This window comes from Mycolicibacterium frederiksbergense, assembly GCF_012223425.1.
Lineage (GTDB): Bacteria > Actinomycetota > Actinomycetes > Mycobacteriales > Mycobacteriaceae > Mycobacterium > Mycobacterium frederiksbergense.
The window spans coordinates 827,572-839,845 of the sequence record NZ_CP038799.1; the positions used below are offsets into that span (position 1 = coordinate 827,572).

The 12,274-nt window shown below is 63.0% G+C and carries 11 protein-coding genes and 2 pseudogenes; 5 read left to right on the plus strand and 8 right to left on the minus strand.

Annotated features, from left to right (window positions below):
• Window positions 1–153: 153 nt before the first annotated feature.
• The 7 genes and pseudogenes from EXE63_RS32855 to EXE63_RS06960 all read right to left on the minus strand — a co-directional run bounded on the left by EXE63_RS32855 (window position 154) and on the right by EXE63_RS06960 (window position 4,772).
• Window positions 154–534 carry an oxidoreductase C-terminal domain-containing protein gene (locus EXE63_RS32855; RefSeq protein ID WP_234904548.1) on the minus strand — a complete coding sequence of 127 codons (381 nt, stop codon included), beginning with the start codon at window positions 532–534 and terminating at the stop codon, window positions 154–156.
• Window positions 535–555: 21 nt separating this feature from the next.
• A pseudogene (locus tag EXE63_RS06935) lies at window positions 556–1,394 on the minus strand (NAD(P)/FAD-dependent oxidoreductase); the annotation flags it as partial.
• On the minus strand, window positions 1,391–1,591 hold the full coding sequence (locus EXE63_RS06940) for a ferredoxin (RefSeq protein ID WP_069416979.1): 201 nt from the start codon (window positions 1,589–1,591) through the stop codon (window positions 1,391–1,393). The gene EXE63_RS06940 and the pseudogene EXE63_RS06935, both read right to left, overlap by 4 nt.
• A 28-nt stretch (window positions 1,592–1,619) precedes the next feature.
• Window positions 1,620–2,423 carry a 3-(cis-5,6-dihydroxycyclohexa-1,3-dien-1-yl)propanoate dehydrogenase gene (gene hcaB / locus EXE63_RS06945; RefSeq protein ID WP_011855194.1) on the minus strand — a complete coding sequence of 268 codons (804 nt, stop codon included), beginning with the start codon at window positions 2,421–2,423 and terminating at the stop codon, window positions 1,620–1,622.
• Window positions 2,420–2,725: a hypothetical protein gene (locus tag EXE63_RS06950; RefSeq protein ID WP_013470350.1), complete on the minus strand. Its 306-nt coding sequence runs from the start codon at window positions 2,723–2,725 to the stop codon at window positions 2,420–2,422. The genes hcaB and EXE63_RS06950 overlap by 4 nt, the downstream gene beginning before the upstream one ends.
• Window positions 2,722–3,321 (minus strand): 3-phenylpropionate/cinnamic acid dioxygenase subunit beta, encoded by a 600-nt coding sequence (locus EXE63_RS06955; protein ID WP_168141333.1) that lies wholly within the window; start codon window positions 3,319–3,321, stop codon window positions 2,722–2,724. The genes EXE63_RS06950 and EXE63_RS06955 overlap by 4 nt, the downstream gene beginning before the upstream one ends.
• Window positions 3,318–4,772, minus strand: a complete 1,455-nt coding sequence (locus EXE63_RS06960) for an aromatic ring-hydroxylating dioxygenase subunit alpha (protein WP_168145442.1) — start codon at window positions 4,770–4,772, stop codon at window positions 3,318–3,320. Before EXE63_RS06960 ends, EXE63_RS06955 begins: the two co-directional genes overlap by 4 nt.
• 474 nt (window positions 4,773–5,246) lie before the next feature.
• Here EXE63_RS06960 and EXE63_RS06965 point away from each other — a divergent pair, with 474 nt between their 5' ends.
• The 5 genes and pseudogenes from EXE63_RS06965 to EXE63_RS06985 all read left to right on the plus strand — a co-directional run.
• On the plus strand, window positions 5,247–6,047 hold the full coding sequence (locus tag EXE63_RS06965) for an IclR family transcriptional regulator (RefSeq protein ID WP_168141334.1): 801 nt from the start codon (window positions 5,247–5,249) through the stop codon (window positions 6,045–6,047).
• Window positions 6,047–6,550, plus strand: a complete 504-nt coding sequence (locus EXE63_RS06970; RefSeq protein ID WP_011777780.1) for a hypothetical protein — start codon at window positions 6,047–6,049, stop codon at window positions 6,548–6,550. The genes EXE63_RS06965 and EXE63_RS06970 overlap by 1 nt, the downstream gene beginning before the upstream one ends.
• Window positions 6,551–7,240: 690 nt before the next feature.
• Window positions 7,241–8,758, plus strand: a complete 1,518-nt coding sequence (istA, locus tag EXE63_RS06975) for an IS21 family transposase (RefSeq protein ID WP_083339402.1) — start codon at window positions 7,241–7,243, stop codon at window positions 8,756–8,758.
• Window positions 8,755–9,567 (plus strand): IS21-like element helper ATPase IstB, encoded by an 813-nt coding sequence (istB, locus tag EXE63_RS06980; protein WP_070946684.1) that lies wholly within the window; start codon window positions 8,755–8,757, stop codon window positions 9,565–9,567. Before istA ends, istB begins: the two co-directional genes overlap by 4 nt.
• A 79-nt stretch (window positions 9,568–9,646) precedes the next feature.
• Window positions 9,647–10,036, plus strand: a pseudogene (locus EXE63_RS06985) (tyrosine-type recombinase/integrase); the annotation flags it as partial.
• A gap of 1,575 nt (window positions 10,037–11,611) precedes the next feature.
• Here the strand turns inward: EXE63_RS06985 and EXE63_RS06995 are convergent.
• Entirely contained in the window at window positions 11,612–12,079 is a 468-nt protein-coding gene (locus EXE63_RS06995) for a hypothetical protein (RefSeq protein WP_234904402.1), read from the minus strand.
• Between the last annotated feature and the right edge of the window lie 195 nt (window positions 12,080–12,274).

Below are 12,274 nucleotides of genomic sequence, written 5' to 3' on the forward strand. Positions count from 1 at the left end.
CCGAAACCTGAATACCGCGCCGCGGCCACCGAGGACCTCGCGCGGTAGAAAGCCGCGACATTCCGAGCTAAGAACGCGGCGAAGCCGCAGCGAGCATGTTCGGTGGGAAACCAGTCCCACTTGCAATGCGGCGCGCAACCACTTGTGGCCCGACTATGGCGATCGCGTTGCGGCGGTATCGGGTGGGTTCGTCAACACTTCGAGCCTTCCCCGCACACTTTCGAGATCGCTACCGGCCTGCAGCGCACGCCTGCACTCGATCAGTGCTCGAGGCCAGTTCACCACCGCCGCGCCACCAAGACGTTGCTCGCCATCCGGGTAGAGGACTGTGAATCGATTGTCGGACAGTCGATCTCCGACGACGAGTGGCTCTCCTAGGTGAGTTGTCTGGCCACAGACCTGAATCTTCCAGTCGTACTGGTCGCTCCAGACGTACTCGACGGGCTCGTAGCAGCGCAATTCATCGGGATACAAAATATTATGCGCGACGCAAGAGGCCTGGTCGACCGCGTTTGTCCAGTGTTCGATGCGCATCGTCACGCCGCGGGCGCGATGGAACCAACGCGACACGTCGCCGACTGCGTAGATGTTTTGTGACGTAACTGCACGACAGAACTCGTCGCAGACCAGGCCGTCATCGACTAGCAGTCCCGACTGCATCAGCCAGCCGTCATTCGGAACGGCGCCGATGCCCACCACCACCGTGTCGGCTTCTAGGACCGTCCCGTCCGTGAGGCCGATCTTGAGGTTGCCGCGCTCCCCCTCAATATTCTCGACACCGATACCGAAGCGCGTGTGCACTCCGTGGTTTCGGTGCAAATCGATGAACCACTCGCCGATCTCTTCGGTCAGAACCCTGCTCATCGGAACGGGCACCGGGTCGACAACGGTCACCTGCCCCCCATTGACCGGGCGGTTGACGCAACTTCGGCCCCGATGAATCCTCCCCCGATCACCACGAGGCGGACACCGGCGACAAGGTCGTCCCGTAGCCGCAGACAGTCCTCCAGAGTGCGGAGCACATGAATGCCCGATCCGTGGCCCCACGGGGATGGTCGCGCGCTGGCTCCGGTGGCCACCACCAGGTGGTCATAACGCAGGGGCTCATCATCGGCGAACTCGACCTGACACGCTGCGACATCCACTCCGATCGCGCGGCGGCCGAGGAGAAGCTCGATGCGGTCGGCGGCGGCAGCGTCTCTACTGAGTAACGTCACAGCGGCGATGTCACTCGTACCCGCAAGCAATGCCTTGGATAATGGCGGCTTGTCGTAGGGCAGCGCAGTTTCCTCGCCCACCAGGACGACGTCGCCATCGTAGCCTTGCGAGCGCAGCGCCTGGGCCGTGCGGACCCCGCCGACAGAACTGCCGACGATGACGACCCGCGACGTCATTCGTCTAGGACTTCCAGCGCGGCCACCGGACAGCTGCGCGCAGCCTCCTCGACCCGGGTCCTGTCCGCGGAAGGAACCTCCGTCTTGCGGACCTCCACGAGTCCCCGATCGTCGATGTCGAAGTAATCCTCGGCCGCAACGACACAGTTCGCGTAGCCCTGACATACCTCGCGCTTAGCCTTTATAACTCCGCCCATCTGCTTTCCTTCCCTGTGTTCGTCGGGTTCAATTCCGCTGGGGTGGGGGTCCGAGGCTGAAACCGCCGTCGGGATGGATCGTTTCGCCGGTGAGCCCGCGGGAGCGGTGAGAAGCGAGGAAGACGTAACTCCAGGCGTGGTCTTCACCCGATAGGGCCACGCCCAGCGGTGTGCGGGCAGCCAATTCGCGGGCCCGATCTGGTGCAGCATCCAGACGGCGGGCGCCAAGGTCGAGGCTGTCGAGTCCGCGCAGGTCGGTGTTCAACGTCCCCCCGGGGGCGACACCGTTCACACGGATCCTCGGCGCGAGTTCGTGAGCCAGTGCAGTGACTACGCCGCGCACCGCGAACTTCGACGCCACATACAGCAGGCCGCCGCGTCCTGGATAGAACGATGACGCGGACTCGGTGAGCACGATCGAGGCGCCGTCCTGGCCCATCAGCGCCGGCACTGCTGCCTTGACTGAGTGGATATGACTCAGGACGTTGATGCGAAACATTTCGTCGAACGCCTGGTCGATCAGCTCGGCGGGGATGTCCTGAATACGGCGGTAGAAATCGAAAATCCCCACGCAGTTCACCAATGTGTCGAGTCCGCCGAAGGCGTCGACAGCGACCTGCACTGCTTCGTCGTTGGCGGTGCGAGTGGTCCCATCGCCCTCGATCACCGGAACGTCGGGCAGCTGCTGGCGCAGCGTGGCGCACTTATCGCTGTCGTACTCGAGCACGGCCACCCGGGCATCCTCGTTCAGGAACGCGTCGACCGTGGCCCGACCGATACCCGAACCTGCTCCCACGATTAACGCGCGTTTGCCCGCCAGCCAGCCAGTCATACCTCCTCGCCCAGAATCAACGGAGCACCTGCGTTCCCCACCATGGCCGCCAAGGTGGCCGGATTCTGCCAGGTCAGCGCCTCGAGTTCCAAGGCATCCAGCGAGACCCACTGCGCCGATTTCGGCGCCTGAATCAACAGCCGAGCTCCATTGCGAGTGGTCACTCGGCGCACGACGACCTCTGCGAACTCGTTGGCAATGTTCAGTGCATCACCGGTCGACCCGGCCAGCAGCGTCGACAGTTCCTCGCACGCCGGTTGTGGGGGCGACTGCGCGCCCTCGCCGGATCCGTTTGAGCTCATAGGAAGACCGCCAGATTCTGCATTCGAAGCACTGATTCATCGACGCAGATTGTTCGGCGTGCGAGTTTGAGCGCGTTGCCATCGCGACGTAGAAGATCTTCACGACCACATGAGATGAGCGTGGACTCGTTGACGTCGCCACGGCTGCGGAAAAGCAACTCAGCGCTGTCGACCACGAGGTGGTCGGCATCGTCGCTGAGGAATGTGCGCACATTGGTGATGAAGTGACGCAGACGCGACGGCGGATCCTCAGTCCAGGCATGCTCGGTGGCGAAACGGGCAACCCGGCGCTCAAGTGAGTATTTGTTCTCGTCGAAATGCGCCATTCCCGGTGAGCTATCAAATCCGGCTCCCGCGGCGGTGGTGATCCGCACCGGCATGTAATAGTGGATGTCCTCGGTAAGCAGACCCAGCCACCGGTCGTAGTCTTGAGCATCGAGGAGGTACGCCTCGTTGACGAGGAAACTATGCGCCTGGAGGTGACGAGGGTCGTCGAACGGCAACGGGTCGCCGACGCGTTGGGCGCGCGCCGCGTGCGCCCCGAGTACCGATGGCGCCGTGGGCTGACCAATGCGCTGGTGTTCGTGGACGCTCATAGCATCACCGACGTCGGAGCGGACCCCGAGTCAATACCGGCGGCGCCCGCGCCGTTGGTCTGGACCATTGGTTCAATTCCATGCGGATTGTCGCTGAGCACCGTAGCCGGGTCGACGCGCAGCGGCGGCATGTCCAGGTAGTCGGCCCAGAGCCTCAACAATTGCCGTTGATTGTTCTCGTTGTAACCGAGCTGAGCGTATCCCGGCCCGTGGAATTGAGCGCTGCTAAGGGTGTCAACCACCCGTACATCGTCTGCGAGCAGTCCCATCCGGCTGTTCAGCCGCAGTCGGCGGGCCATGGAACCCCCCGCCGTGTTGGTCAGCGACACCCAGTTCTCGACATCGTCTTGCTCGAACATTCCCGTCGAGCCGAAACACATCAAATAAGCCTTATACGAGTCCGCCTTAAAGTCTGCCGGGGCATCAGAATCCACCGCAAACCACGACAGCACCTCAGTTTCGTTCTCGCTGATTGGCTGCCACACCCGGATTGAAATGAACGGCAAGACGTGCTCCCCGTCCTCCACTTTCGGCCAGTTGTGCACGAAACTGATGTTGGGAAAACACGTCGCGGCCGAGATCATGAACCCGTCGGTGCCGACGACTTGTTGCTGCTGCTCGGTCCAGGTGGCCTTGGCTCGACTGATCATCTCCGCCGGGTAGCCCACATAGCTCATCCGGTCCTCGAAACTCCCCTCGGGCAGCTTGTATGTGGTGCCCCCACCTCTACCCGCCCAATACGTGGCGCCGTCTTTGCGCTTGTTGGCCTTCGGCTCTCGGAACAAGCCGATCTCCACCACAGACGTGTGCGTCTGAGGTGTGTGGTACATGTCCCCGGCGAAATTCTCAGCTGCGATCTTCCAGTTCGCTTTTACCCGCCAACGCTGCGGACCCCGCACCTCAAGGCCGTTGGGGCCCTGCTTGGTGTAGAAATCGAGATAGAACCTGAAATCACCCAGATACTCTTCAAGCGATTCCGCGTCAGGATCCATCGACAGGAAGATCAACCCGTTGTAGCTGGCCACACTCGGCGCTGGCAACAGGGTCTGCCCCGCCTTGTTGAACCCGGCGTCTCCTCCGTAGGCCTCTTGGTGAAACGGCAGGCCGATAATGCGGCCGTCGTTGCGGTAAGACCACCCGTGGTACGGGCATCTGAAGTTCGACGCGTTCCCCATTTCCGCCCGGCAAACCTGCATACCGCGATGGAGGCACATATTGAACATCACCCGGATCTCGCCGGCAGAATCACGAGCGACGATGAACGAATCCTGCAACACTTGTCTGACCACGTAGTCCCCCGGCTGCGGAATCTCCGACTCGTGCGCCACGAACAACCACGCCCGACTGAACAGGCGCTCCTTCTCGAGCGAGAAAATTTGCTTGTCGTTATACACGTGCGCCGGGATCATGCCAGTGCGTACAGCCGCTAACACCTCACCGTGATCCTGCATGTTCAACTCCATGACTCAGTGACTGGACTCGATCCACGACCAAGGCGCCTTCACTGTTATGTAGAACGCGACTCTGTCTAGCAGAGATTATGCCGTCTCCTTACCGGTGGAGTCAAACGAGGGCGTTGACTAGTCGAGACTGCAGCGAGTGAGCGCTAGACCGCGCAAAAGAGGACCGCAACCCGTTACCACAGGGGGGCGGGGGACAAGCGTCCGATCCGAGCGGCTACCACAGGGATGAGCCAAAACGTATTAACGCGGCGATCCTGTACTGCCACAGGCGAACTGCTCGTCGACGAAGGCACCGCCGCGTGCGCCAAGAAGCAAGTCGGCGGCCCCCAACTACCCGCCGCAGCCAAGGCAGACAAACGGCGGCCAGGCTTGTGCGCATGAAGGCGACTTTTCGCCCCCGGCACCGGACTCGTCGCGATTCTTCGACCTGCATTCGAACCTGACCGCGGTACGCTCTCTGTCATGCAGAAACCCTCACTCGCGGGCATGGAGCGTGACAGCACAGGGAAGCCCCCGCAATATCCGATCGAGTCTGTCGACAACGCTCTTCGCCTACTCCTCCTCCTAGGAGAGCGCTCTGAGATCCGGCTCACTGACGCCAGTGAGTACCTGCGCGTCGCTTCGTCGACCGCGCATCGCCTGTTATCGATGCTTCAGTACCGTGGGTTCGTCCGCCAAGATCCGGCCAGCAAGGCGTACCAGCCCGGACCGTCCCTGACAAACGTGGCGTTCGCTGTCCACTCCAGGATGGACATACCACGCACGGCCGCCCCGATTCTGCGCCAGCTGGTCGACACGCTTCAGGAAACCGTGCACGTAGGAACGTTGGACGGCAGACTGGTTCGCTTCATCGCGACACTCGAAAGCCCTTCTGCCGTCCGGGTGATCTCGCGTTTGGGTAGCACGCGTCCTGCACACTGCACGTCGACCGGCAAAGTCCTACTCGCCGGCCTATCCGACGACGAGCTGGACCAGTTGTACCCCGACCCACATTTGGAGCCACTCACTGAGCATTCCGTGCGCACTCTCACCGAACTGCGCACTCAATTGGCAGAGGTCAGGAAAAGCGGGTTCGCGATCAGCAGGCAGGAAAGTGAGGAAGGCGTCGCGTCTGTTGCCGTGGCGGTACCCCAAGGTGGTTCCGGGATAAGGCTGGCACTAAACGCGTCAGCGCCGAGTTATCGATTCCGGCCCTCCGATGTTCGCAAAGCTTGCAGTGCCCTAAAAGACGCCGCCGCCGAGCTAGCCCGCAATCTCGGCTGATGACATCCGAAGAAACGGAGGCCGACAGGAAGGTACCCGGCGGCGCCCCGGACCTGCCTGGCTTCATTGCGACCATCGACTTATTCCTTCGATTGGAGAAGCGAAGGAAATCCGAACCGATGTTCGCCGCGGTCCTCACCGACGACTTTCAGATCGGTTTTCGTGGTGGTCACCAGTGGAAAGGCCGCGATGGCCTACAGGTGTACCTCAACCAACGCGACGGGATCTTCGACGAACGCCTCGAGCTGCGCCACGTACTTTCCTACGTCCCGGTGAATGAGGGTGTGGTGGAGCTGACGACCCGTCTTGAGTTCTATTTTCGTCGCTGGAAGGCGCCCGCGTTGGTCAGCGAAGAATTCACCGGGTCGGCCTTTCGCACGTGGCTGATTCGCATCGCTGACGACGAGATGCGCGTGAAGCGGGTGATCATCGATGGATTTGCCAATCTCAACGAAAACGCACGGACGGTGTTTGCCATCCCAGATGAAGGGTTCGACGAGTAAACGATACTGCCCGGTGAACGCGGTATACGACCACGGACGCCGAGGCGCACGATCGCCACACGCTTCTCCATAGTGAAGTTCGATGTGCTTTATGTGAGAAACCCACATCGAGCTCGTTGACGTGGCTCACTGGTTAGTGGAAGAAAATGAAACCGGCATCTCGGGTCACTCGCCGATTATTTTTTCGTGATGCCCAGAAGGTTTTTCCGTGACGCCCAGAAGGTTTCGGTAATCGTCGGCCCATGTTCGGATGGCTTCGGGTGCGTGGCGGTGGACATCCACTTCGAAGCCAGCTGGTCCGGACCCTGAAGCGGCTATGCGATCGCCAACGCGAGGGCAATGTAGGCCGTGATGTTGGCACCGACTTAAGCCGGAATTGACGGCGCTCGCTGAAATTCCCCACTGATGCTCATCGAAATTCCCCACCCGTGTGGCTCCGCCGAGAAGGGCGAGCCTCCTTCGAAGCTGCTGGTGTCTGACGCCAGTTGCTTCACCGAAGGAGGCCCGCTTTCTCATGCTCACATGGTGTCCGTGGCCATGAAAAAGTACCCACTGGTGGCCAGGTGGAGGTATCCAGTTTTGGCCGGATAAAAGTATCCACCCCGTGTTCGTCGTGTCGATCAGGAACTGCGGGCCCCGATGGTGACGGTGAAGGCGCCAATCAATCGCCATCACCATCGGGGAGTTCCATTGAAATCTGCGAAGGACCGCATGGACATCATTTCCGCCTACTACGAGCTCGGGTCGTACCGGGGTGCCGCCGATAGGTGCGGCACCACCCACCGCACCGTCAAGAAGATCATCGACCGGCACGAGGCCGAGCAGGCCGGCATACCGCCAGCACGCCGGGTCGAACGAGCGCACAACTACGACACGGTCGCCGAACTCGTCGCTGAACGCGTCGAGAAATCACAAGGCCGGATCTCGGCCAAACGGCTATTGCCGATCGCCCGGACCGCCGGCTACCAGGGCTCGCCGCGTAATTTTCGGCGTCTGGTCGCAGAGAAGAAAGCGTTGTGGCGCAGTAACAATCACCGTGGCCGCCGCCCGGCAGTGTGGGCGCCGGGCGAGTATCTGGTGATCGACTGGGCCCAGGCCGCGCCGGGGCTGTTCCTGTTCTGCGCGGTGCTGGCATTCTCCCGGTGGCGCTTCGTGCGCTTTGCCACCGACCAGAAAGCCTCCACCACGCTGGCGTTGATCGCCGAAGCACTGGCCGTGGTCGGCGGCGTTCCGGCGCGGGTGCTGGCCGACCGGATGGCCTGCCTCAAAGGCGGGGTCGTCGCCAACGTCGTTGTCCCGACCCCGAACTACGTCCGCTTCGCGACGCACTACGGGTTCGCCCCGGACTTCTGCCACGCCGGCGACCCGCAGTCCAAGGGCATCGTGGAGAATCTGTGCGGCTATGCCCAACGCGACCTTGCAGTGCCGCTGCTGACCGAGGCTGCCATCGCCGACTCCCCGGTGGATCTGAGGGCCGCCAACGCCGCCGCGGCCGCCTGGTGCGCCGAAGTCAACGCCACGGCGCACTCGGAGGTCCAAGCGGTCCCCGACGACCGACTGATCGCCGAACGCCAAGTGCTCCAACCACTCCCATCGCTACGACTGCAGATCGGTGCACCCTCGGTGCTACGTAAAGTCGACCGGTTGTCGTGTGTGCGCTACGGGTCAGCCCGCTACTCGGTACCGACCCGGCTGATCGGGACCAGCGTGGCCGTTGTGGTCGATCACGGCGCGGTGTGCCTGCTCGAGCCGGCCACCGGGGTGGTCGTGGCCGAACACGAACTCATCGCACCCGGTGGCGCCTCAATTCTCGACGAGCACTACGACGGGCCCCGGCCGGCACCGAACCGCGGACCACGGCCGAAGACCACCGTGGAGAAGCAGTTCTGCGACCTCGGCGACGACGCGCAGGCGTTCCTGGTCGGCGCTGCCGCGATCGGCAACACCCGCCTGGCCTCCGAACTGGAGATCCTTCTCGCTCTGGGCGCCGCCCACGGTGAACAGGCGTTGGTGGCGGCGTTGCACCGGGCGGTAGCGTTCCGGCGGTTCCGCGCCGCCGACGTGCGCTCCATTCTGGCCGCCGGCACCGGCGCCCCGCAGCCACGCGACGCCGGGGATGCGTTGATCCTGGACCTGCCGGTCGCCCCGACCCGGTCGCTGGAGGCCTACCGGGTCGCACCCGTCGCTGACGGTGAGGTGAACTCGTGACCAACACAGCACCGTTGACCGATACCAAACCCGTTGCACCAAAATCAGTTCCACCATTAGATGCCGATCTCGATGCCGGACTACGCCGCCTGAAGCTGGCGGCCATCCGGCGAACGGCACCGGAGGTGCTGATCACCGCCAAGACCCAACGCTGGACCCCTGAAGAGGTGCTGCGAACTCTAGTCGAGACCGAACTCGCGGCCCGGGATGCTTCCAACGTCGTCAACCGGCTCAAAGCTGCCGCGTTCCCCGTGCCCAAGACATTGGAGAGCTTCGATGTAGCCGCATCGTCGATCCCACAGAAGACCTTCGACTACCTGTCGAGTCTGGAATGGATACGTGCACAACGTAACCTGGCGATCATCGGTCCCGCCGGGACCGGCAAGAGCCACACCCTGATCGGGTTGGGGACCGCCGCGATCCACGCCGGCCTCAAGGTGCGTTACTTCGCCGCCGCCGATCTCGTCGAAACCCTCTACCGCGGGATGGCCGACAACACCGTTGGCAAGATCATCGAATCGCTGCTGCGAGTCGACCTCATCATTCTCGACGAGCTCGGCTTCGCACCCTTGGATGACACCGGCACCCAGCTGCTGTTCCGGCTCGTCGCCGGCGCGTACGAACGCCGCAGTCTGGCCATCGGGTCACACTGGCCCTTCGAGCAATGGGGCCGATTCCTGCCCGAACAGACCACCGCCGTCAGCATCCTCGACCGCCTGCTGCACCACGCCACCGTCGTCATCACCGACGGCCAGTCCTACCGCATGAAAGACGCCCAACACCGAAAGGAGACCACCCCGACAACCTAGGAATCACCGCACGGGGTGGATACTTTCATCTGGCCACCAGCGGGTACTTCCACCTGGCCATTGACAGAGACGAGAGGCTCTAATCTCTCCCGCCCTCGACGGCGGCTACCTGCCACGACCGCGCTCTGCCAGCGGTTGGTTCGCCGCAGCGTTGCGGCGAGCCGGATTGCAAACGATCACTCCGCACGATCTGCGGCACACTTGTGCCTCGTTGGCACTGTCGGCAGGAGCCAACGTGCTTGCGCTACAGCGCATGCTCGGTCACCGCGGCGCGAAGGTGACCCTCGACGTATACGCCGACCTGTTCGACTCTGACCTCGACGACTTGGCGTCGAACTTGAACGCCGAATACGCGCCAAAAACGGTGGGCAAAATGTGGGCACAACAGGCGGAAGACAACGCGAGTCACGGTGAAAAAGGCATCCTAAGCAGCAACGATGCTTCCTGTCTGCCCCTTCGGCGGAGGTAGGGTGGTGGGTAACCCTCCGTAGGCGTCCCCATACTAATGGTGGTCAACGTCTAAGCTGTCAATCGCCTTTGTGGCGATCTGATACGGGTGCCGTTTTGATGGATAACATTCGTTATCCATCAAACCTCCTTCACACCAGTGCCCCAACATAGCCATCGCGCCATTCTCTATTACCTCGTCGAGGTCACCGAGCGGCAATACCCCTCGCACGATGGGAGAGCGGCCACGCAGGACGGATCACACTACAACTGCCCCCTTGAGCTTGCGAGGGTGATCGCACTATCGAGCAGCACCCCCGGCTGGACGGTTACCGCGAGCTGTTTCACCAATGACGCCATTCCCGAGCGCCGTCGAGCCTGCGATGTCCACCCAGGCGACTTGGCGTGGTGACCGCAGGGACGGCCTTCTCGAGCCGTTCCCCCGCCAGCGCCCTCACCGCCTTCATCTACCATGCCGCGCAACTACGCGCCCGTCGACAGCCTCACCCGGAGGCCGACTGCCGGCTGGCGATGCTGAGCTACAGCGACTCGCTGCGCATCTACACCAACGGTGACGGCCGGCGCGAAACGATTGGGCAGCACTGCATCTGCTGGGCTCGCACGGCGTGCGTCTCCGCCTTGCTGTGTGGTTCGACAGCGGCACGACACGTCCACCCCGCACCGCCGTGCTGCTCCTGAGCAGTCCAGGGCAGCCCCAACGACCGCTTCTTCGACTTGCTCAGCTCATCGCTGTGACACCGGCCGCCACCGGCCCGCACTGCCCGCCCAGGGGGCGGTATCCGACGCCCAGACGCCGATCCTTCGCGGGCGCCCATACGCACCGGAGCGTCGGCTGATCGCCAAGCAGCACCGCCTGCACCGCGGCTGCGTCCCAGCCGTTTGGTACCGCCTCGTGAAGTGCCACTGAATCATTGCCGCCGTACACCGCGACTGTTGAAACATCGCACGGCATAGCGGCCACGGTCGCGACGCATCTGCGACATGCGCTCCATGTTGTCGCCCTAAAACCTGAAACGACATGCAGCTTGTGCTGCGCTGTCGTGTGCGATCTTGACGCACACGCGGGGTTGCGGCACTCGTGCAGCCCCAGCACGCGCCGCGACCACACCCCTTCGATCGCCAATGCGTAGCGGCGCGAAAGCACACACAGCCCCCCGACACGGGCGAGGTAGAAGCGCCTGTAACCATCGGCACCCAATCCACCTGTCCAGATTTCGCAATCGGAAATCATTGACCGCATACGACGTGACTCAGGATGCGGCGATCTCACCAGCATGCAGACGCTGATCAACGATCGGCCTGCCCGCGCTCCTCTTGACCGCCGACTCTAGATCGCTGCTCTGACATCAGCCGTCCCAAAACGACCACGGATACCCGCGACGGAGGAGCGGCGGCGTATGCGAATGGCAGGGGCGCCCAAGCGTTCAGGCGTCACATCCCCACTCGTCCGTACGGCGTACCGTGACCACGCAGCGCTGAGCGCCCCCGGCCAGCCGAGCGGGAACGGATCGTGGTGAGCGGCGGAGACGGCGCATCTCTGCCAGGTCTGCCCGAACGCCCCCACGGCCGGCGCCGATCATGCCACGGTCACATCACGCACAGCGCCGGTGCTATCAACGCCATCCATGGACCCCGCCCGGGCGCCATCGCCGCCTGGTGCATGCGAACCGTTACTCGCCATAGGCTTTTCGGGTTTTGGTGCGTGCCGCAGCATCGCGCGAATCTCTCCAATGCCGTCGCCGGTCAGATCAGCGATCGTCGTCAGGGTCTCACCATTGCCCTGCATGAGTTTGAGCGCCGCGCCCGCCTCGGCGCGATGGACTGCGCGCCGCTTGTTGGCCTCGGCCCGCACTTGATCGCGGAGCTGGGCAAGTCGTTCGCGCTCCCACGTGTCTACCGCGGCAAGTTTGGTCTTGGCCACTATGTAGGTCGCCGCGTTCTCAATGTTGGCCCGCTCCCGCGCAGCGCGAGCCTCATTGGCGCGACGGGTCGCCTCGCGCGCCCGCCGCCGGGCCTCCACCTTTGACGTACCTGCTGCTGTCATGGTCGGAACCCTAGAAGCTTCCGGCCGACCGGGCCACCACCACAGCCACATTCGCTGTCCACCAATATTTTCACCGTCACTTCTGCCGCACCACCATCGCTCACGCACCACACCGCTGCCCGTCCTCCTCACCACCCCTCACCGCCGCCTCAGCTCACCCCCTCACAGCCCCCTTTCACGGCCCATCGACAGACC